The following is a 19,270-nucleotide window of genomic DNA, read 5'->3' on the forward strand; positions in this document are numbered from 1 at the left end:
GCGCCTGACGGCGCTGTGTCTGGCATGCCTGCAATCCGGGAAACCGGACCAGGAAAAAACTTGCAGGCCATAACAGTATCTACGAAAGCTAATCATCACGCGCTGGTAATGTCGTAATCCATTTGGCGCAGTGCGTCTAATGTGGCTTTGGCTTCATCTTCGTCGATGATGCTCATGGCAAATCCGACGTGTACCAGCACCCACTGGCCCAGTAGATCGGCAGGGTTACCTTCACAAATCAGGGCGATATTCACATCGCGCTTGATACCACATACTTCAACCTGCGCAAGCTGGTGAATATCTTCACCGACAGCCAGCACCTGGCCTGGAACGCCAATACACATTATTAACTCCGGTTATTCAACTTCAATACTTTTGACGATCAGCGAATCGCCGGTATCGACACGCAACCGCTCGCCGTGACAGAGCGGACACTGCGCATCGTGCTGATGAATCTCCACCACCTGGCTGCAATCCCAGCACCAAGCCTGGGCGGGTTTATAGACGATATGTAAATCGCACCCTTGCGCCACCGTTCCGTGGCAGACAATTTCAAAACTAAAACGGACGGCGCTCTCCTCAACGCAGGAGAGCGCGCCAATTTCCAGCCACACGGCGGTGACGCGCTTAACATCGTGCTGCTCCGCCTGCCGTTGGATAATTTCAACGGCGCTCTGGCAAAGCGACAACTCATGCATTTTCGCCACTCCTGCGACCAAACAGCAGGGCGCGACGCCCTGCGTGTGGTACATCCGGATTCGTGACTGGCAGCGAAAGGATCATTCGTGCGCAGTCATCCGTCAGACGTTGGCCCTCTTCAATCGACATACTGTGCGAAAGCGGTGACATCAGCGAACAGGAGAGGTATTGCGAAACACCGTCCAGTTCGCCAACGGTAAAGGTCATGGTGCCATACGGCAGTTGCAGACCAATTTTTTCACTCACTTTGCGCAGCGGCCAGAGTTGATCCGGGCCGGGGAAGATAACTGCACTCAGCATCCACGGGGTGATCACACACCCCGTCCACTGACCTTCGAACAGCGTAAAATCAGAAACATACACCGGCATTGAAGGATGCAGAAAAGAGAGATCGTGCATCGAACGCCGGGCAATTTCTTCAAACGCTGCCTGTACTTGCGCCTTCGGGGAGGTCTGGAAACCTGCTATCTCTTCAGTCATGAATCGCCTCCCGTGGGATGGCTTCCACGCCTGATTCGCGCAGCGCAGCCAGAACCTGCTCAAGCGCAGGTTCAATCATTGCTTCAACCGTCGGCGTTAAGCCGATGTGTGGCTCCAGCGATTCCGGGATCACGCCGACCAGGGTCAGCTTTTTCGGAAACTCGCCGGTGAAGCGCAGGGCCGACAAGACGTCGGCCAGGCCAAGCTGATGCGGAGAGATTTTGTTGGTAAACAACGCCGGAACTTCTTCATCCCGCAGGATCATCATCGTTCCCGGCGCGCTCTTCTTCGACACAATGGCATCCGCAATAATCAGATGATCGCGATTTGCCATGTCGCCAAGCAGCTCCATTCCCGCCGTGCCGCCATCGAGGATCTCAACATAATCCGGCAGAATGTATCGTTGCTCTAACGCTTCGACAATCCGCACACCGATGGCTTCATCGGTCAGCAAAATATTGCCGACCCCTAAGACTAAAATACGCATTACAGAACCTTCACTGAAACCACTTCGTTGCCGTCGGCATCCACTACGTGTACCGCACAGGCCATGCACGGGTCGAAGGAGTGAATGGTACGCACCACTTCCAGCGGTTTATTCGGATCAGCAACCGGTGTACCCACCAGCGACTGCTCGTAAGGACCGACGTCATCATTGAAGTTACGCGGACCAGAGTTCCAGGTTGATGGAACAACTGCCTGGTAGTTGCTGATGATACCGTCTTTGATCACCATCCAGTGAGAGAGCATACCGCGCGGCGCTTCGAGGAAGCCAACACCTTTGAACTCACCCGTTGCCGGAATGTTCGGCTTCACAAAGGTGGTATGATCGCCTTTACCGATATTGGTGATCAGTGCACTGTATTGATTTTGCAGGATATCCTGCAATTCGCAGCAGTGAACGGTACGACCAATAATACGGCCCAGCGTAGAGTGCAGCTGTGCCACTTCAAGCGTGTTACCAGTCAGTTTCTGATAAATCGCAACGATTTCATTCAGTTTGTTCTGGGTAGACTCGCGTCCTGCCGCCAGTTTCACCAGCATGTTAGCCAGCGGACCCACTTCTACCGTTTTGCCGTAGAAAGTCGGTGATTTCACCCAGGAATATTTCCCGTCGTCAGACCAACCATCATAAGCCGGAATGGTGGTACCTTCCCACGGCGCCTGTGGCGCTTCGTCTTTATACCAGGAGTGCTTCGCGCTTTCCTGAATGCCTTTGATCAGGTATTCATCGGAATGAGAAGTGATCGGACGATACGAGGACAGATCCGCATTCTCAATGTAGCCGCCCGGGAACAGGAAGCTGCCGTTTTTGCTGTCGGTCGGGAATTCCGGCACGCTCAGGTAGTTCACCGCACCTTTACCGCGCGTCAGCCATTCCGGGTAGAACGCGGCGATAACCGCGGTATCAACCTTATAAACCTGCTCAACAAAGTCGCTCAGTTTGTCGATGAAAGACTTGATGTACATCAGGCGCTCAAGGTTCAACACGCCCAACCCGTCGAGGTTGATTGGGTTCGCGACACCACCCACTGCCAGGTTCTGAATGTGCGGCGTTTTACCGCCCAGCAGCGCCACGACGCGGTTAGCGTCACGCTGGCACTCCAGCGCCTGCAGGTAGTGCGCTACCGCAATCAGGTTCACTTCCGGCGGCAGTTTCATCGCTGGGTGACCCCAGTAGCCATTAGCGAAAATACCCAACTGACCGCTGGCAACCAGATCTTTGATCTTGTTCTGAACTTTGGTGAACTCTTCCGGGCTGTTCAGATGCCAGGTCGAAACGCCTTTCAGCATTTCGGAGGCTTTGGTTGGGTCAGCTTGCAGTGCAGAAGTGATATCCACCCAGTCCAGCGCCGAAAGCTGATAGAAATGAACGATATGGTCATGCGTGGTGTGCGCAGCCAGAATGATGTTACGGATGTATTGCGCGTTAACCGGAACGTCGATATTCAGCGCACTTTCTGCCGCACGAACGGAAGACAGCGCGTGAGTGGTAGTACATACGCCACAGATACGTTGCACAATCATCCATGCATCGCGCGGATCGCGGTTTTTCACGATCTCTTCCATGCCGCGCCACATGGTACCGGAAGCCCATGCTTTCGAAACGACGCCATTTTCGATTTCGCAATCGATGCGTAAATGCCCCTCAATACGGGTTACCGGATCAATAGTAATTCTCTGGCTCATGCTTTGCTCGCCTCATGACGATTATGATCGTTTTGTTTTAAAGGAGGAAGTATCGGCAGTAGACGAATGAGTACGATGTAAGCGCAAATCTCAATAGCCACAAAACCAATAGAAATCAACAGTTCTTCCCAGGTCGGGAAGTAGGCGTAACCGCCGCCCGGGTTGAATGCCACCAGCGAATAGGTCAGACGCCAGGTTGCACAACCTAACAGTGCGCTCAGTGCTGACAGGAACAGCATGCGGGAATCATTACGCAGCTTCGCCACACGCAGAACCACCAGCGGGAAGAGCATCAGCAGGACTTCAATCCAGAACATCACGGAGTAGAAGTCACCGGCAAACGCTAACGACAGCTTGTCGCGATAGATAAGCTCGCCAAAGCGCAGCACGATGAAAATCGCCAGCAACACACTGATGGTGTTGGTCAGCTTGACGAACAGACTCTTTTCATCCGGACCGTTGCCACGCAGACCCGCCTGCACCAGCGAACCTTCAAAGATGACAATCGAGAAGCCCATGATGAACGCCGTCAGCAGCGAGAACAGCGGCAACATTTCATAGCTCTGCCACAACGGATGCACCTTGTAGCCCGCCGAGATCATCAGTGACCCCATTGAAGACTGGTGCATGGTCGGCAACAGCGCGCCAAGTGCAATGATGAAGAACATCACCTTGTTCAGACGCTTGAGAGAAACCTTCCAGCCCAGACGTTCAAACAGTGCCGGAGCAAACTCCAGTGCCATCACGCCGATATAGATGGTCATACAGACCGCCGTCTCGAACAGTACCGAGTTCACGTTGAAGTGACCCGGAATGTAGAAGTACGGCAGGTTCCAGTAGCGACCCACGTCGATAGTGATCGACAAGCCCCCCAGTGAGTAACCAAACAGACTCGCCAACAGCGCCGGACGCACCAGCGGATGGTATTGCCCACGGTTAAAGACGTATACCGCCCACGCCAGCGCCCAGCCGCCACAGGCAAAGCCGGTACCAATCAGCAGGTCAAACGCGATCCACACGCCCCACGGGAAGCCGCCGTTCAGGTCAGAGACAGAGCCCAGACCGAACACCAGACGCTTCACAATCAGGAGCATACAGATGACGATTAACGGTCCAAAAATCATGACCGGTTTACTGATGATTTTGCCGCCCAGCGGTTGTGGATCATGACTCATGATCGTCTCCTCCGTCGTGATGGTCGTTTTTGGTGTTGCGACGAACCAGCACGGTTAAGCCCGCCAGCACAGCCAGTGGTAGCATCATGCCTTTATACAGGGTGTGTTGAATATTTTCGGAACGCGCACCGGTAGAAAGATCGTCCAGTTTCGGCAGGTCGAGATTTTCATAAGGCACACCCGTCAGTACCAGAACCTGAGTACCGCCGCCCTCTTTCTCGCCGTACAGATGCGGATAATATTTCGGCACCGTATGCAGGTAAGTGTCGCCAGATTTCAGCGTCTGACGCGGATAGTGGTATTCGCTGCCAGGCTTCAGCGCCAGACGTTTTTTCGCCTCCGCCATCAGCTCTTCACGCGTACCAAAAATTACCGCGCCCGCCGGGCACACTTCTACGCAGCCAGGCAAACCGCCTTTATCGAGACGTTCCACACCTTTCTGGTTGCACAACTCGCACTTATGCAGCGCACCAAACGGGTTGTTGTAGTCGTACTTCGGCACGTTGTATGGGCAGGCGACCATGCAGTAACGGCAACCGGTGCACACATCTTTGTCGTAATGGACAATGCCGGTTTTCGGATCTTTTTTCAGCGCAGAGACCGGGCACACAGAGACACAGTTCGGATCGACGCAGTGCATACACTGTTTCTTAATGTACGCGTAGCCGTTCTCCTCCTGGTCTTTGTTGACCCCTGTGCCGCTGGTCCACACCTGAATGATGTTATTGGTATACGGCGACAGTTTGTCGTTGTTCGACCAGGTCTGTTCCCCTTGCGGGTTACGTTCAGGGAAGTTGATATCCTGACACTTGGTGACGCAAGCCTGGCAGCCTACGCACAAGGTCGAGTCGTACAACATCCCCAGCGATCCCGGAATTGGCGGGCGGTTTTCAGCAGCCGCATGACTGACAGACGGCAGCGCGCCCGTCAGCAATGCCCCGCAGGAGGCTGCTTTAATAAAATTACGTCTGTTCACGGTTATTCTCCCCGTGAGTCAGCGTTATCTTTCTTTTGCTGACGACCCAGTTCACGCACCGCCATCACGCTGACACCGGCAACCAGCCCAACCACACCGCCGAGCAAACCAATAGCGCCTGCAGAGACGTTGCCGCCCTCTTTAGCGTTAACATCCGGTTTCTGTGAACGCGGAGTCTGATTTTCGACGTTGGCAAGCTGATGGATGCCTTTATGGAAGCCGATACCTTCTTCGTTACAGCCATAGCATGGGTGACCAATCGCTACCGGCCACACGCCGCCAACATCGCAGAATTGCAGCGTTGAGCAGTTGCCGTAAGTTTCTGGCCCTTTACAGCCGAGGTGGTACAGGCACCAGCCTTCACGGTGGCCTTCATCACCGAACTCTTTGGCAAAACGACCAGCATCGAAGTGCGGGCGACGTTCGCAGTGTTCGTGAATCAGACGGCCATAGGCGAAGGTCGGACGATTTTTGTCATCCAGTTTCGGCGGTTTGCCGTAAGTGATGATGTGCGCAACGGTCGCGAGGAAGTTGTGCGGGTTCGGCGGGCAGCCCGGAATATTGATAACGGTTTTGCCTGGCAGAACTTCTTGCAGGCTGACTGCGCCAGTTGGGTTAACTCCAGCTGCGGCAACACCGCCCCACGCAGAGCAGGAACCGATAGCGATAATCGCTGCTGCGCCTTCTGCCGCTTTGCGGATGTGATCCACAATCGGCTCACCAGCAACCATGCAATAAATACCGTTATCTTTTAATGGGATGGAACCATCCACAACCAACACATACTGCCCTTTGTACTTCTCAAGTGCGTTATGTTTGTTCTCTTCGACCTGATGACCGAAGGCGGCGGAAAGCACTTCGTGATACTCCAGAGAGATAGTCTCCAGCACGAGGTTTTCTACCGTTGGATGCGTTGCACGAAGCAGAGATTCCGTACAACCGGTGCACTCCTGCGCGCCAATCCAGATAACTGGCGGACGCTGCGGGTTAGTAACCGATTCGGCCATCTCTGCAGCGGCTTTGCTACTTAACCCCATGGTGGCGGCTAATGCTGCACAAAGCTTCATGAAATCACGACGGTTAATGCCGTGAGAATGGATGAGGGTGTTATCTCCAGTCATTTATAGTTATTCCGTTGCGAAGACCTGGCATATATTTTGCCTCAATCGCAAAATCAATAATGCGATCGATGCGCCATTTACCACACATTTATTATGGTTATCGATATCATGATACTGCGGCGGGGCGCTAAAACGAAGGGAAGAAGCATTAGTGTAATTAATTAAAGCAAGATAATACGTATGTTTGATCAATTTTCGAGGCGATAACCGGCCATAAAAAAGCGCAACGTAGAACAGGAATTATTCTCACGAAAGAAATCCATTACCATCTCTTTATCCAGTCCATAGCGGCGCGTCAGAATACCCGCTTCCCAGGCGCTAAGCTGGCGATCTCCGGTCTTTTCGTACATCCGGTGTGAGTAGCCTAATACAAAACCGCGTTTATAATCGGCACAGAATTTTGTCACATTAACCGCACTGTCGGCATGCGTTGCTTTTAATCCCGCCATTAAGCCTTTACCAAAATGGTTATTCATCGTTCACCTCACTCGTTATATATCGCCATATATAGCGATATTTTAGGCAAAGAACGACTTTTGCGCACGCTATTTTTTCATGCTTGTTTAAGACGTAATCCAGTAAGAGATAAACCTATCAGGAGAGATATTTATCGAACCATTTCAGTGTCCTTTGCCAGGCAAGATCGGCGGCAGATTTGTCATAACGGGGCGTGGAATCATTATGGAATCCGTGATTAACCCCCGGATAGATATACGCCTCATAAACCTTATTATTGGCTTTCAACGCCGCCTCGTAAGCAGGCCAGCCCTCGTTGATTCGGGTGTCCAGTTCCGCGAAGTGGAGTAGTAAAGGCGCTTCAATCTTCGCCACATCGGCAGTGGGTGCCTGACGACCATAAAACGGCACCGCGCAGGCCAGTTCCGGATACGCGACAGCCGCCGCGTTCGATACGCCACCGCCATAGCAAAATCCGGTAATACCCACTTTGCCTGCCGCTTGCGGATAGCGTTGCATAAACTCAATTGCGGCAAAGAAATCATTCATCAGTTTGGTTGGATCAACCTGCTGTTGCAGCTCACGACCTTTATCATCATTTCCCGGATAACCTCCAACGGAACTTAAGCCGTCAGGTGCCAGGGCGATATACCCCGCCTTCGCCACTCGCCGTGCCACATCTTCGATATACGGATTCAGTCCACGATTCTCATGCACCACTACCACGGCTGGCGTTTTGCCGCTCATTTTTGCGGGTTTCACCAGATAACCCCGTACCTCGCCGTGACCATTTGGCGAAGGATACGTGATGTACTCAGCAACAATCTCCGGGTCGGTAAACTCTACCTGAGTCGCCAGCGCATAATTTGGCTTGAGCAAATCAAACAACGCTAATGCCGTCATCCCGCCCACCGCATACTTCGCCGCAAGGTTGAGGAACTCACGTTTCGAGATTTTCCCGTGAGCGTAATAGTCGTAGTAATCCAGCAACTCTTGTGGGAAATCTTTGGCGGTTAAACGCGGCATCGTTGCACTCCTCAATTGGTGTTTTTTTAAGCAAAGCATAAGCGCGTGTTTTTGCCCAGTTTTTCGTCACTCTGTGAGCCAGACTACGGGATACGCGCTGGCGAATCGCTAAACTAGAAACATTGTTTCGAAATTGAACGGTGGAAAGGAGAGGTCATGGTCTGGTTAGCGAATCCCGAACGTTACGGGCAGATGCAATACCGCTATTGCGGAAAAAGCGGTTTACGCCTGCCCGCGTTATCGCTCGGTTTATGGCACAATTTCGGTCACGTTAACGCGCTGGAATCACAGCGTGCGATCCTGCGTAAAGCGTTTGATTTGGGCATTACGCACTTTGATTTAGCCAACAATTACGGGCCACCTCCAGGAAGCGCAGAAGAGAACTTTGGTCGCCTGCTGCGCGAGGATTTTGCCGCTTATCGCGATGAACTGATTATCTCTACCAAAGCCGGATACGATATGTGGCCCGGCCCGTACGGCTCTGGCGGCTCACGTAAATACCTGCTCGCCAGCCTCGACCAAAGCCTGAAGCGTATGGGGCTTGAGTATGTCGATATCTTTTACTCTCATCGCGTCGATGAAAATACGCCGATGGAAGAAACCGCCTCTGCGCTGGCTCATGCGGTACAAAGCGGTAAGGCGCTGTATGTCGGGATCTCCTCTTACTCGCCAGAGCGGACGCAAAAAATGGTCGAGTTGCTGCACGAGTGGAAAATTCCGCTGTTAATTCATCAACCTTCGTACAATTTACTAAACCGCTGGGTGGATAAAAGCGGCCTGCTGGATACCCTGCAAAATAACGGCGTGGGCTGTATTGCCTTTACTCCTCTGGCTCAGGGATTGCTGACCGGAAAATATCTCAACGGCATTCCGCAAGATTCACGGATGCATCGTGAAGGGAATAAAGTTCGTGGTCTGACGCCGAAAATGCTTACCGAAGCCAACCTCAACAGCCTGCGCTTATTGAATGAAATGGCACAGCAGCGTGGACAATCAATGGCGCAAATGGCGTTAAGCTGGTTGCTGAAAGATGATCGCGTGACGTCGGTATTGATTGGTGCCAGCCGCGCGGAGCAACTAGAGGAGAACGTGCAGGCGCTGAATAATCTGACATTTAGCACCAAGGAGCTGGCGCAGATTGATCAGCATATCGCCGATGGCGAGCTGAATCTGTGGCAGGCGTCGTCCGATAAATGACCTGTTAATAACGGGCGCGCGAACCGCGCCCGAATCAGATCAGTGATTATGACGAGTCAGTCGGTCAAGATAGCCCATCACAAATGCAGAAAGCACAAACGTCAGATGGATAATGACGTACCACATCAGTTTGTTATCCGGGACATTTTTCGCATCCATAAAGACGCGCAGTAGGTGAATGGAAGAAATTGCCACAATCGACGCTGCTACTTTGTTTTTCAGCGACGTTGCGTCCATTTTCCCCAGCCAGTTCAGCTTCTCTTTGTTCTCGGAGATATCCAGCTGTGAGACGAAATTCTCATAACCGGAAAACATCACCATCACCAGCAAACCGCCAACCAGCGTCATATCCACCAGCGACAGCAACACGAGGATCAAATCTGATTCCGCCATCGAGAAGATATTCGGCAGTACGTGAATAATCTCCTGGAAGAACTTCAGCGCCAGGGCAACTAACGCCAGCGAAAGGCCAAAGTACACGGGGGCAAGCAGCCAGCGAGAAGCATACATTGCATTTTCAAGAAAACGTTCCATACATTCCTGTCGTGTAGTTAAAACGGGCAACAGTATATCGCAATTGAGTAAACAGCACGCAACAGCAAATCAACATATACGTTAAACCTTTGTCGCATAATTCTGAGGTTTAGGGATCTTCCTGGTTCCCTTATCAACGCATCGAGAGCGTCTACCCTTAAAGGACGTTGAACCTGAAGGGAGAAAAACGATGTCTCATTTAAAAGACCCGACCACGCAGTATTACACTGGTGAATATCCCAAACAGAAACAACCGACGCCAGGCATCCAGGCGAAGATGACACCGGTACCGGATTGCGGCGAGAAAACCTATGTTGGTAGCGGTCGCCTGAAAGATCGTAAAGCACTGGTGACAGGGGGCGATTCCGGAATAGGTCGCGCTGCCGCCATCGCTTACGCGCGTGAAGGGGCTGACGTGGCGATCAGTTATCTTCCCGTGGAAGAAGAAGACGCTCAGGATGTGAAAAAGATCATTGAAGAATGCGGACGCAAAGCCGTTCTGCTGCCAGGCGATTTAAGCGATGAGAAATTCGCCCGTTCGCTGGTTCACGAAGCGCACAAGGCGTTAGGCGGGCTGGATATTATGGCGCTGGTCGCCGGGAAACAGGTTGCCATTCCGGATATTGCAGACCTCACCAGCGAACAGTTTCAAAAGACCTTTGCCATTAACGTTTTCGCGCTGTTCTGGCTAACCCAGGAAGCGATCCCCCTGCTACCGAAAGGTGCAAGTATCATCACCACTTCGTCAATCCAGGCATACCAGCCAAGTCCGCATTTACTGGACTATGCGGCTACGAAGGCGGCGATTCTGAACTACAGCCGTGGCCTGGCAAAACAGGTCGCGGAGAAAGGTATTCGGGTGAATATTGTCGCGCCAGGCCCTATCTGGACGGCACTGCAAATTTCCGGCGGACAAACGCAGGATAAGATCCCGCAGTTTGGTCAGAAAACGCCGATGAAGCGTGCGGGGCAACCGGCGGAACTGGCCCCTGTATATGTTTATCTGGCAAGTCAGGAGTCGAGCTACGTCACCGCAGAAGTGCACGGTGTGTGCGGCGGCGAGCATTTAGGTTAAAAAAATGCCCGGTTGTGAAAAGCAACCGGGCATCATTGTGAATTCACTCTTACCTGATGTGGCGAAAACGCCTTATCCGCCTACAAACGCATGAAGATTCAACATGTTGCAATAGATTTTATAGGCCTGATAAGCGTAGCGCATCAGGCATTGAGCACCTAATGCCGGATGCGGCGTGAACGCCTTATCCGGCCTACAAACGCACGAAGATTCAACATGTTGCAATAGATATTGTAGGCCTGATGAGCGTAGCGCATCAGGCAATTCTACTTTACTTCGCTTTGGCGGTTTCTTCGCCGACCAGACCTATCTTCAGGTAACCCGCCTGATGCAGCGTATCCATTACCTTCATCAACGTCTCGTAATCGACGGTTTTATCCGCTCGGAAGAAGATGGTGGTGTCTTTCTTGCCTTCGGTTAACGCATTCAACGCCGTAATCATTGTTTCATCGGTGACCGGATCGTTACCGATAAACATCGAGTTGTCTGCCTTCACCGACAGATAAACCGGTTTTTCCGGGCGCGGCTGCGGCGTGCTGGTAGAAGCAGGCAAGTTCACCTTCACATCTACCGTCGCTAACGGTGCCGCCACCATAAAGATAATCAGCAGAACCAACATCACGTCGATAAACGGCGTCACGTTGATATCATGCATTTCGCCGTTATCGTCGAGGTTTTCGTTAAGATGCATTGCCATCGGATATTATCCTGCGCGTAATTTTTGTGCGACACGAACCGGATGCGCAGCGGCGCTGGCTTCCAGATCCAGGTCACGGCTTTGCAGCAACAATACCTGCGCTGCAACATCACCCAGCATCGCTTTAAAGCCGCCAATCTGGCGTGCAAATACGTTATAGATAACGACCGCAGGAATCGCTGCCACGAGGCCGATTGCCGTTGCTAACAGAGCTTCTGCGATACCCGGCGCAACGACTGCCAGGTTAGTGGTCTGCGTTTGCGCGATACCAATAAAGCTGTTCATGATGCCCCAGACCGTACCAAACAGACCAACGAACGGAGAAATCGCGCCGATGGTTGCCAGATAGCCGTTACCGCGGCCCATTTGACGACCCACTGCGGCGACCCGACGCTCCAGACGGAAGCTGGTACGTTCTTTAATACCTTCGTTATCGTCGCTGCCTTCTGACAGTTCCAGCTCATTCTGCGCTTCATTGAGCAAATGCAGGCTTAAGCTTTTGCTACCAAAATCAGCGGCGATATCGTTGGCCTGGTTTAAGGAACGCGCTTCAGCCAGCAGTTGCTGCTCGCGCTTAAGGCGACGCTTCTGATTGAAGAACTCTACGCTCTTACTGAAGAAGATTGCCCAAGTGACTACGGAGGCCAAAATAAGCCCAATCATCACGCACTTAACGACAATATCGGCGTGCTGATACATACCCCAGACGGAAAGGTCCGTCTGCATTAAATTATTACCCACTGTGTATCTCCAGGACGCAAGTCACAAAATCTGCGCATAATAATATCAAAATGACGTCGAATTGATAGTCGTTCTCATTACTATTTGCATACTGCCGTACCTTTGCTTTCTTTTCCTTGCGTTTACGCAGTAAAAAAGTCACCAGCACGCCATTTGCGAAAATTTTCTGCTTTATGCCAATTCTTCAGGATGCGCCCGCGAATATTCATGCTAGTTTAGACATCCAGACGTATAAAAACAGGAATCCCGACATGGCGGACAAAAAGCTTGATACTCAACTGGTGAATGCAGGACGCAGCAAAAAATACACTCTCGGCGCGGTAAATAGCGTGATTCAGCGCGCTTCTTCGCTGGTCTTTGACAGTGTGGAAGCCAAAAAGCACGCGACGCGCAATCGCGCCAATGGCGAGTTGTTCTATGGACGGCGCGGAACGTTAACCCATTTCTCCTTACAACAAGCGATGTGTGAACTGGAAGGTGGCGCAGGCTGCGTGCTATTTCCCTGCGGGGCGGCAGCGGTTGCTAATTCCATTCTTGCTTTTGTCGAACAGGGCGATCATGTGTTGATGACCAACACCGCCTATGAACCGAGTCAGGATTTCTGTAGCAAAATCCTCAGCAAACTGGGCGTAACGACATCGTGGTTTGATCCGCTGATTGGTGCCGATATCGTTAAGCATTTGCAGCCAAACACTAAAATCGTGTTTCTGGAATCGCCAGGCTCCATCACCATGGAAGTCCACGACGTTCCGGCGATTGTTGCCGCCGTACGCAGTGTGGTGCCGGATGCCATCATTATGATCGACAACACCTGGGCAGCCGGTGTGCTGTTTAAGGCGCTGGATTTTGGCATCGATGTTTCCATTCAGGCCGCTACCAAATATCTGGTTGGGCATTCAGATGCGATGATTGGCACTGCCGTGTGCAATGCCCGTTGCTGGGAGCAGCTGCGGGAGAATGCCTATCTGATGGGCCAGATGGTCGATGCCGATACCGCCTATATAACCAGCCGTGGCCTGCGCACATTAGGTGTGCGTTTGCGTCAACATCATGAAAGCAGTCTGAAAGTGGCTGAATGGCTGGCAGAACATCCGCAAGTTGCGCGAGTTAACCACCCTGCTCTGCCTGGCAGTAAAGGCCACGAATTCTGGAAACGAGACTTTACAGGCAGCAGCGGGCTATTTTCCTTTGTGCTTAAGAAAAAACTCAGTAATGAAGAGCTGGCGAACTATCTGGATAACTTCAGTTTATTCAGCATGGCCTACTCGTGGGGCGGGTATGAATCGTTGATCCTGGCAAATCAACCAGAACATATCGCCGCCATTCGCCCACAAGGCGAGATCGATTTTAGCGGGACCTTGATTCGCCTGCATATTGGTCTGGAAGATGTCGACGATCTGATTGCCGATCTGGACGCCGGTTTTGCGCGGATTGTATAACATTGCCACTTTTGGACAATTTTGCAGACATTTTATTGTGAAAAGTCTTAAATTGTTGCGTCCGGGATCAAGGCGTCCCGGACGATTCAGGAGTACAATAGGCAAATAAAGGCTTAAACGCTGTTCCACAGGAAAGTCCATGGCTGTTATTCAAGATATCATCGCTGCGCTCTGGCAACACGACTTTGCCGCGCTGGCGGATCCTCATATTGTTAGCGTTGTTTACTTTGTCATGTTTGCCACGCTGTTTTTAGAAAACGGCCTGCTGCCCGCCTCATTTTTGCCAGGCGACAGCTTGTTGATACTGGCAGGCGCATTGATTGCCCAGGGGGTTATGGATTTTCTGCCTACGATTGCGATTCTGACCGCCGCAGCAAGTCTGGGCTGCTGGCTAAGTTATATTCAGGGGCGCTGGTTAGGGAATACCAAAACGGTGAAAGGCTGGCTGGCACAGCTTCCTGCTAAATATCACCAGCGCGCCACCTGCATGTTTGACCGCCACGGTCTGCTGGCGCTGCTGGCTGGACGTTTTCTTGCATTTGTCCGTACGCTGCTGCCAACCATGGCGGGAATTTCCGGTCTGCCAAACCGCCGTTTCCAGTTTTTCAACTGGTTAAGCGGATTGCTGTGGGTCAGCGTGGTAACCAGTTTCGGCTATGCCTTAAGTATGATTCCGTTCGTTAAACGCCATGAAGATCAGGTAATGACGTTCCTGATGATCCTGCCAATTGCCTTGTTAACCGCTGGCTTGTTAGGCACGCTGTTTGTGGTGATTAAAAAAAAATACTGTAACGCCTGACGATTTTCCCTGTTCCCGGTTGCTGTACCGGGAACGTATTTAATTCCCCTGCATCGCCCGCATTCTTGCCGCATCTTCCCCCGGCGTCACACCGAAGTAACGTTTAAACTCACGGCTAAATTGCGATGCGCTTTCATAGCCGACGCGCATCGCTGCTGCGCTGGCCTTCATGCCGTCATGGATGATCATCATCCGCGCCTTATGCAGACGGTAATTCTTCAAATACTGCAACGGCGAGGTACTGGTGACAGACTTAAAATTATGGTGGAACGCCGATACGCTCATGTTGGCTTCTGCCGCCAGTTGCTCGACGCTCAGGTTTTCGGTGTATTTATTCTCAATCCGTTTCAGCACGCGGCTAATCAGACTGAAGTGAGTCTGGCGACTGACCAGCGCCAGTAACGCGCCGCCGCAAGGTCCGGTCAGCACGTAGTACAGAATTTCGCGGATGATCTGTTTGCCGAGAATACGCGCATCCAGTGGTCGCTCCATCACGTCGAGTAACCGCTCCGCCGCGCATAAAATCTCTTCTGATAACGTGGCGGAGTTAATCCCGCTGGCTGCCATCGACGGCTGGAAATGCTCATCTTCGCCAATGTCCATCAACAGTTCCTGTAACTGCAAAATATCGACATTGAGACGCAACCCTGCCAGCGGCACCTCTGACGTGGCATAGGTTTCGCACTCAAACGGCAACGGCACCGTCAGCAGCAGGTATTCATTGGCATCATAACGAAACACGCGTTCATTGATATAACCGATTTTATGCCCGGAAAAGAGAATTATGATGCCAGGCTCGTACATCACCGGTGTACGTGCGAAAGGCGTCTCGCCATACAACAAACGCACATCGGGCAACAGTTCTGACAAACTATTTTCTTTAATTTTCAGTTTATTAACTTTATCCGCCAGCAAGCGGCAAATCTCTTCACGTTTCATATCGCGTAATTTCTTAGGAATAATGCGGCAATTTGATTGTGCGCAATTTTGTAGCATTTCTCCAGCACTCTGGAGGAATAGGCAAGACATTGGCAGAAATGAGCATTGAGAGCCAGGGCGCTGGCGATCACAATGAAAAACATCAGGCAGATCGTTCTCTGCCCTCATATTGGCCCAGCAAAGGGAGCAAGTAATGAACAACTTTAATCTGCACACCCCAACCCGCATTCTGTTTGGTAAAGGCGCAATCGCTGGTTTACGCGAACAAATTCCTCACGATGCTCGCGTATTGATTACCTACGGTGGCGGCAGCGTGAAAAAAACCGGCGTTCTCGATCAAGTTCTGGATGCCCTGAAAGGCATGGACGTGCTGGAATTTGGCGGTATTGAGCCAAACCCGGCTTATGAAACGCTGATGAACGCCGTGAAACTGGTTCGCGAACAGAAAGTGACTTTCCTGCTGGCGGTTGGCGGCGGTTCTGTACTGGACGGCACCAAATTTATCGCCGCAGCGGCTAACTATCCGGAAAATATCGATCCGTGGCACATTCTGCAAACGGGCGGTAAAGAGATTAAAAGCGCCATCCCGATGGGCTGTGTGCTGACGCTGCCAGCAACCGGTTCAGAATCCAACGCAGGCGCGGTGATCTCCCGTAAAACCACAGGCGACAAGCAGGCGTTCCATTCTGCCCATGTTCAGCCGGTATTTGCCGTGCTCGATCCGGTTTATACCTACACCCTGCCGCCGCGTCAGGTGGCTAACGGCGTAGTGGACGCCTTTGTACACACCGTGGAACAGTATGTTACCAAACCGGTTGATGCCAAAATTCAGGACCGTTTCGCAGAAGGCATTTTGCTGACGCTAATCGAAGATGGTCCGAAAGCCCTGAAAGAGCCAGAAAACTACGATGTGCGCGCCAACGTCATGTGGGCGGCGACTCAGGCGCTGAACGGTTTGATTGGCGCTGGCGTACCGCAGGACTGGGCAACGCATATGCTGGGCCACGAACTGACTGCGATGCACGGTCTGGATCACGCACAAACACTGGCTATCGTCCTGCCTGCACTGTGGAATGAAAAACGCGAGACCAAGCGCGCTAAGCTGCTGCAATATGCTGAACGCGTCTGGAACATCACTGAAGGTTCCGACGATGAGCGTATTGACGCCGCGATTGCCGCAACCCGCAATTTCTTTGAGCAATTAGGCGTGCCGACCCACCTCTCCGACTACGGTCTGGACGGCAGCTCCATCCCGGCTTTGCTGAAAAAACTGGAAGAGCACGGCATGACCCAACTGGGCGAAAATCATGACATTACGCTGGATGTCAGCCGCCGTATATACGAAGCCGCCCGCTAAGCTTTTTACGCCTCAAACTTTCGTTTTCGGGCATTTCGTCCAGACTTAAGTTCACAACACCTCACCGGAGCCTGCTCCGGTGAGTTCATATAAAGGAGGAACGTATGGCTAATCCAACCGTTATTAAGCTACAGGATGGCAATGTCATGCCCCAGTTGGGACTGGGCGTCTGGCAAGCAAGTAATGAGGAAGTAATCACCGCCATTCAAAAAGCGTTAGAAGTGGGTTATCGCTCGATTGATACCGCCGCGGCCTACAAGAACGAAGAAGGTGTCGGCAAAGCCCTGAAAAATGCCTCAGTCAACAGAGAAGAACTGTTCATCACCACTAAGCTGTGGAACGACGACCACAAGCGCCCCCGCGAAGCCCTGCTCGACAGCCTGAAAAAACTCCAGCTTGATTATATCGACCTCTACTTAATGCACTGGCCCGTTCCCGCTATCGACCATTATGTCGAAGCATGGAAAGGCATGATCGAATTGCAAAAAGAGGGATTAATCAAAAGCATCGGCGTGTGCAACTTCCAGATCCATCACCTGCAACGCCTGATTGATGAAACTGGCGTGACGCCTGTGATAAACCAGATCGAACTTCATCCGCTGATGCAACAACGCCAGCTACACGCCTGGAACGCGACACACAAAATCCAGACCGAATCCTGGAGCCCATTAGCGCAAGGAGGGAAAGGCGTTTTCGATCAGAAAGTCATTCGCGATCTGGCAGATAAATACGGCAAAACCCCGGCGCAGATTGTTATCCGCTGGCATCTGGATAGCGGCCTGGTGGTGATCCCGAAATCGGTCACACCTTCACGTATTGCCGAAAACTTTGATGTCTGGGATTTCCGTCTCGACAAAGACGAACTCGGCGAAATTGCAAAACTCGATCAGGGCAAGCGTCTCGGTCCCGATCCTGACCAGTTCGGCGGCTAACATGCAAATTCTCCCGGTGGCGGTAATGTTCCGCTACCGGACTTTTCAGAAATCATTTATTCCCCTCGCGTCCCGCCCGTTGTTACTCTTCCTTGTTCAGGAATGCCAAATATAAGGACATCATCATGCAGAGCCGGAAGCTCTTAAAAGAACAACTCATCTATATCCGGGATAAACGCAACGGAGAGGTGAAAAACAGATGAAAATAATACTTCTGTTTTTAGCAGCCCTGGCAAGTTTTACCGTACACGCACAGCCCCCCTCACTGACCGTAGAACAAACAGTCCGGCATATTTATCAGAACTATAAATCAGATGCCACTGCCCCTTATTTTGGTGAAACCGGAGAGCGGGCGATAACTTCTGCGCGTATTCAACAGGCGCTTACCCTGAACGACAATCTTACGCTGCCGGGCAATATTGGCTGGCTGGATTATGATCCGGTTTGTGATTGTCAGGATTTTGGCGATCTGGTGCTAGAAAGCGTTGCGATAACCCAAACTGACGCCGATCATGCCGATGCCGTTGTGCGCTTTCGTATCTTTAAAGATGATAAAGAAAAGACCACGCAGACACTGAAAATGGTGGCGGAAAATGGTCGTTGGGTCATTGACGATATTGTCAGCAATCATGGCAGCGTCTTACAAGCAGTTAATAGCGAGAATGAAAAAACGCTGGCCGCTTTAGCTTCGTTGCAAAAAGAACAGCCGGAAGCCTTTGTTGCCGAACTCTTTGAACATATTGCTGATTATAGCTGGCCGTGGACGTGGGTGGTTTCCGACTCTTACCGCCAGGCGGTTAATGCCTTCTATAAAACCACCTTCAAGACGGCCAATAATCCCGATGAAGATATGCAAATAGAACGGCAATTTATTTACGACAATCCGATCTGTTTTGGCGAAGAGTCGCTATTTTCACGCGTTGATGAAATTCGAGTCCTGGAGAAAACCGCCGATTCCGCCCGCATTCATGTTCGTTTTACGCTGACCAATGGCAACAACGAAGAGCAAGAACTGGTTTTACAGCGGCGCGAAGGCAAGTGGGAAATCGCTGATTTTATCCGCCCGAACAGCGGCAGCCTACTTAAGCAGATTGAGGCAAAAACCGCCGCCAGATTAAAGCAATGAGCTGAATTAAATAACAATTAGCCGGAACAATAAATAAAAGGGAACACTATATGAAAACGATTTTCACCGTGGGAGCTGTTGTTCTGGCAACCTGCTTGCTCAGTGGCTGCGTCAATGAGCAAAAGGTCAATCAGCTGGCGAGCAATGTGCAAACATTAAATGCCAAAATCGCCCGGCTTGAGCAGGATATGAAAGCACTACGCCCACAAATCTATGCTGCCAAATCCGAAGCTAACAGAGCCAATACGCGTCTTGATGCTCAGGACTATTTTGATTGCCTGCGCTGCTTGCGTATGTACGCAGAATGATAA

General features: G+C 51.6%; 22 protein-coding genes. 8 read left to right on the forward strand and 14 right to left on the reverse strand.

The window, feature by feature from the left end; translation table 11 throughout:
• Window positions 1-95: 95 nt before the first annotated feature.
• The 10 genes from hybG to yghX form a co-directional block, all read right to left on the reverse strand.
• Window positions 96-344 (reverse strand): hydrogenase maturation factor HybG, encoded by a 249-nt coding sequence (hybG, locus tag FTE26_RS02960; RefSeq protein ID WP_000334896.1) that lies wholly within the window; start codon window positions 342-344, stop codon window positions 96-98.
• A gap of 12 nt (window positions 345-356) precedes the next feature.
• Complete coding sequence (gene hypA, locus FTE26_RS02965) at window positions 357-698, reverse strand: hydrogenase maturation nickel metallochaperone HypA (protein WP_000544953.1); 342 nt, start codon at window positions 696-698, stop codon at window positions 357-359.
• Window positions 691-1,179 carry a hydrogenase-2 assembly chaperone gene (hybE, locus tag FTE26_RS02970; RefSeq protein ID WP_000134014.1) on the reverse strand — a complete coding sequence of 163 codons (489 nt, stop codon included), beginning with the start codon at window positions 1,177-1,179 and terminating at the stop codon, window positions 691-693. Before hybE ends, hypA begins: the two co-directional genes overlap by 8 nt.
• Window positions 1,172-1,666 carry a HyaD/HybD family hydrogenase maturation endopeptidase gene (locus FTE26_RS02975; protein WP_001221953.1) on the reverse strand — a complete coding sequence of 165 codons (495 nt, stop codon included), beginning with the start codon at window positions 1,664-1,666 and terminating at the stop codon, window positions 1,172-1,174. The genes hybE and FTE26_RS02975 overlap by 8 nt, the downstream gene beginning before the upstream one ends.
• Window positions 1,666-3,369: a hydrogenase 2 large subunit gene (gene hybC / locus FTE26_RS02980; protein ID WP_000083065.1), complete on the reverse strand. Its 1,704-nt coding sequence runs from the start codon at window positions 3,367-3,369 to the stop codon at window positions 1,666-1,668. The genes FTE26_RS02975 and hybC overlap by 1 nt, the downstream gene beginning before the upstream one ends.
• Window positions 3,366-4,544 carry a Ni/Fe-hydrogenase cytochrome b subunit gene (gene hybB, locus FTE26_RS02985; RefSeq protein ID WP_000017694.1) on the reverse strand — a complete coding sequence of 393 codons (1,179 nt, stop codon included), beginning with the start codon at window positions 4,542-4,544 and terminating at the stop codon, window positions 3,366-3,368. The genes hybC and hybB overlap by 4 nt, the downstream gene beginning before the upstream one ends.
• Window positions 4,534-5,520 (reverse strand): hydrogenase 2 operon protein HybA, encoded by a 987-nt coding sequence (hybA, locus tag FTE26_RS02990; protein WP_001081870.1) that lies wholly within the window; start codon window positions 5,518-5,520, stop codon window positions 4,534-4,536. Before hybA ends, hybB begins: the two co-directional genes overlap by 11 nt.
• A gap of 2 nt (window positions 5,521-5,522) precedes the next feature.
• Complete coding sequence (gene hybO, locus FTE26_RS02995) at window positions 5,523-6,641, reverse strand: hydrogenase 2 small subunit (RefSeq protein ID WP_000145410.1); 1,119 nt, start codon at window positions 6,639-6,641, stop codon at window positions 5,523-5,525.
• Window positions 6,642-6,829: 188 nt separating this feature from the next.
• Window positions 6,830-7,117 carry a DUF2623 family protein YghW gene (gene yghW, locus FTE26_RS03000; RefSeq protein WP_001059136.1) on the reverse strand — a complete coding sequence of 96 codons (288 nt, stop codon included), beginning with the start codon at window positions 7,115-7,117 and terminating at the stop codon, window positions 6,830-6,832.
• Between the two features lie 118 nt (window positions 7,118-7,235).
• The gene (gene yghX, locus FTE26_RS03005; protein ID WP_001297303.1) at window positions 7,236-8,123 is read right to left on the reverse strand and encodes a YghX family hydrolase; all 888 of its coding nucleotides are present in this window, start codon (window positions 8,121-8,123) and stop codon (window positions 7,236-7,238) included.
• Between the two features lie 156 nt (window positions 8,124-8,279).
• On the opposite strand from yghX, the gene gpr reads away from it, so the two are divergent.
• On the forward strand, window positions 8,280-9,320 hold the full coding sequence (gpr, locus tag FTE26_RS03010; RefSeq protein WP_000262151.1) for an L-glyceraldehyde 3-phosphate reductase: 1,041 nt from the start codon (window positions 8,280-8,282) through the stop codon (window positions 9,318-9,320).
• A 39-nt stretch (window positions 9,321-9,359) separates the two neighbouring features.
• Here the strand turns inward: gpr and FTE26_RS03015 are convergent, their stop codons facing one another.
• Window positions 9,360-9,854: a TIGR00645 family protein gene (locus FTE26_RS03015; protein ID WP_000439331.1), complete on the reverse strand. Its 495-nt coding sequence runs from the start codon at window positions 9,852-9,854 to the stop codon at window positions 9,360-9,362.
• A 190-nt stretch (window positions 9,855-10,044) separates the two neighbouring features.
• On the opposite strand from FTE26_RS03015, the gene yghA reads away from it, so the two are divergent.
• Window positions 10,045-10,929 (forward strand): NADP(+)-dependent aldehyde reductase, encoded by an 885-nt coding sequence (yghA, locus tag FTE26_RS03020; RefSeq protein WP_000018758.1) that lies wholly within the window; start codon window positions 10,045-10,047, stop codon window positions 10,927-10,929.
• A gap of 271 nt (window positions 10,930-11,200) precedes the next feature.
• Here the strand turns inward: yghA and exbD are convergent, their stop codons facing one another.
• Complete coding sequence (gene exbD, locus FTE26_RS03025) at window positions 11,201-11,626, reverse strand: TonB system transport protein ExbD (RefSeq protein ID WP_001240712.1); 426 nt, start codon at window positions 11,624-11,626, stop codon at window positions 11,201-11,203.
• A 6-nt stretch (window positions 11,627-11,632) separates the two neighbouring features.
• Window positions 11,633-12,367 carry a tol-pal system-associated acyl-CoA thioesterase gene (exbB, locus tag FTE26_RS03030; protein WP_000527844.1) on the reverse strand — a complete coding sequence of 245 codons (735 nt, stop codon included), beginning with the start codon at window positions 12,365-12,367 and terminating at the stop codon, window positions 11,633-11,635.
• A 251-nt stretch (window positions 12,368-12,618) separates the two neighbouring features.
• Here exbB and metC point away from each other — a divergent pair, with 251 nt between their 5' ends.
• Together metC and yghB are read left to right on the forward strand one after the other, a co-directional pair.
• Window positions 12,619-13,806: a cystathionine beta-lyase gene (metC, locus tag FTE26_RS03035; protein ID WP_001295517.1), complete on the forward strand. Its 1,188-nt coding sequence runs from the start codon at window positions 12,619-12,621 to the stop codon at window positions 13,804-13,806.
• 139 nt (window positions 13,807-13,945) lie between these two features.
• The gene (gene yghB / locus FTE26_RS03040) at window positions 13,946-14,605 is read left to right on the forward strand and encodes a DedA family general envelope maintenance protein YghB (protein ID WP_000268419.1); all 660 of its coding nucleotides are present in this window, start codon (window positions 13,946-13,948) and stop codon (window positions 14,603-14,605) included.
• Window positions 14,606-14,644: 39 nt separating this feature from the next.
• Here yghB and yqhC read toward each other — a convergent pair whose 3' ends face one another.
• A complete protein-coding gene (yqhC, locus tag FTE26_RS03045; protein ID WP_000817717.1) occupies window positions 14,645-15,544 on the reverse strand; it encodes a DNA-binding transcriptional regulator YqhC in 900 nt (299 codons plus the stop codon).
• 193 nt (window positions 15,545-15,737) lie between these two features.
• Between yqhC and yqhD the strand changes: the two genes are divergently transcribed.
• The 4 genes from yqhD to yqhH all read left to right on the forward strand — a co-directional run bounded on the left by yqhD (window position 15,738) and on the right by yqhH (window position 19,267).
• Entirely contained in the window at window positions 15,738-16,901 is a 1,164-nt protein-coding gene (gene yqhD, locus FTE26_RS03050) for an alcohol dehydrogenase (RefSeq protein WP_001058807.1), read from the forward strand.
• A 104-nt stretch (window positions 16,902-17,005) separates the two neighbouring features.
• Window positions 17,006-17,833 (forward strand): 2,5-didehydrogluconate reductase DkgA, encoded by an 828-nt coding sequence (dkgA, locus tag FTE26_RS03055; protein WP_000013149.1) that lies wholly within the window; start codon window positions 17,006-17,008, stop codon window positions 17,831-17,833.
• Window positions 17,834-18,032: 199 nt separating this feature from the next.
• Window positions 18,033-18,959 carry a YbjP/YqhG family protein gene (locus FTE26_RS03060; RefSeq protein ID WP_000691598.1) on the forward strand — a complete coding sequence of 309 codons (927 nt, stop codon included), beginning with the start codon at window positions 18,033-18,035 and terminating at the stop codon, window positions 18,957-18,959.
• A 50-nt stretch (window positions 18,960-19,009) separates the two neighbouring features.
• A complete protein-coding gene (gene yqhH / locus FTE26_RS03065) occupies window positions 19,010-19,267 on the forward strand; it encodes a lipoprotein YqhH (protein ID WP_000848528.1) in 258 nt (85 codons plus the stop codon).
• The last annotated feature ends 3 nt before the right edge of the window (window positions 19,268-19,270 follow it).

Source organism: Escherichia sp. S10b (genome assembly GCF_028421345.1).
GTDB lineage: Bacteria > Pseudomonadota > Gammaproteobacteria > Enterobacterales > Enterobacteriaceae > ECMA0423.

Coding starts and splice junctions, on each gene's coding strand:
- FTE26_RS03060 (WP_000691598.1), top strand. CDS start 18,033: ATGAAAATAATACTTCTGTTTTTAGCAGCCCTGGCAAGTTTTACCGTA.
- hypA (WP_000544953.1), bottom strand. CDS start 698: ATGCATGAGTTGTCGCTTTGCCAGAGCGCCGTTGAAATTATCCAACGG.
- metC (WP_001295517.1), top strand. CDS start 12,619: ATGGCGGACAAAAAGCTTGATACTCAACTGGTGAATGCAGGACGCAGC.
- hybG (WP_000334896.1), bottom strand. CDS start 344: ATGTGTATTGGCGTTCCAGGCCAGGTGCTGGCTGTCGGTGAAGATATT.
- hybB (WP_000017694.1), bottom strand. CDS start 4,544: ATGAGTCATGATCCACAACCGCTGGGCGGCAAAATCATCAGTAAACCG.
- exbD (WP_001240712.1), bottom strand. CDS start 11,626: ATGGCAATGCATCTTAACGAAAACCTCGACGATAACGGCGAAATGCAT.
- dkgA (WP_000013149.1), top strand. CDS start 17,006: ATGGCTAATCCAACCGTTATTAAGCTACAGGATGGCAATGTCATGCCC.
- yqhD (WP_001058807.1), top strand. CDS start 15,738: ATGAACAACTTTAATCTGCACACCCCAACCCGCATTCTGTTTGGTAAA.
- gpr (WP_000262151.1), top strand. CDS start 8,280: ATGGTCTGGTTAGCGAATCCCGAACGTTACGGGCAGATGCAATACCGC.
- yghW (WP_001059136.1), bottom strand. CDS start 7,117: ATGAATAACCATTTTGGTAAAGGCTTAATGGCGGGATTAAAAGCAACG.
- FTE26_RS02975 (WP_001221953.1), bottom strand. CDS start 1,666: ATGCGTATTTTAGTCTTAGGGGTCGGCAATATTTTGCTGACCGATGAA.
- hybC (WP_000083065.1), bottom strand. CDS start 3,369: ATGAGCCAGAGAATTACTATTGATCCGGTAACCCGTATTGAGGGGCAT.
- hybE (WP_000134014.1), bottom strand. CDS start 1,179: ATGACTGAAGAGATAGCAGGTTTCCAGACCTCCCCGAAGGCGCAAGTA.
- yghB (WP_000268419.1), top strand. CDS start 13,946: ATGGCTGTTATTCAAGATATCATCGCTGCGCTCTGGCAACACGACTTT.
- hybO (WP_000145410.1), bottom strand. CDS start 6,641: ATGACTGGAGATAACACCCTCATCCATTCTCACGGCATTAACCGTCGT.
- yqhH (WP_000848528.1), top strand. CDS start 19,010: ATGAAAACGATTTTCACCGTGGGAGCTGTTGTTCTGGCAACCTGCTTG.
- yghX (WP_001297303.1), bottom strand. CDS start 8,123: ATGCCGCGTTTAACCGCCAAAGATTTCCCACAAGAGTTGCTGGATTAC.
- FTE26_RS03015 (WP_000439331.1), bottom strand. CDS start 9,854: ATGGAACGTTTTCTTGAAAATGCAATGTATGCTTCTCGCTGGCTGCTT.
- yqhC (WP_000817717.1), bottom strand. CDS start 15,544: ATGAAACGTGAAGAGATTTGCCGCTTGCTGGCGGATAAAGTTAATAAA.
- yghA (WP_000018758.1), top strand. CDS start 10,045: ATGTCTCATTTAAAAGACCCGACCACGCAGTATTACACTGGTGAATAT.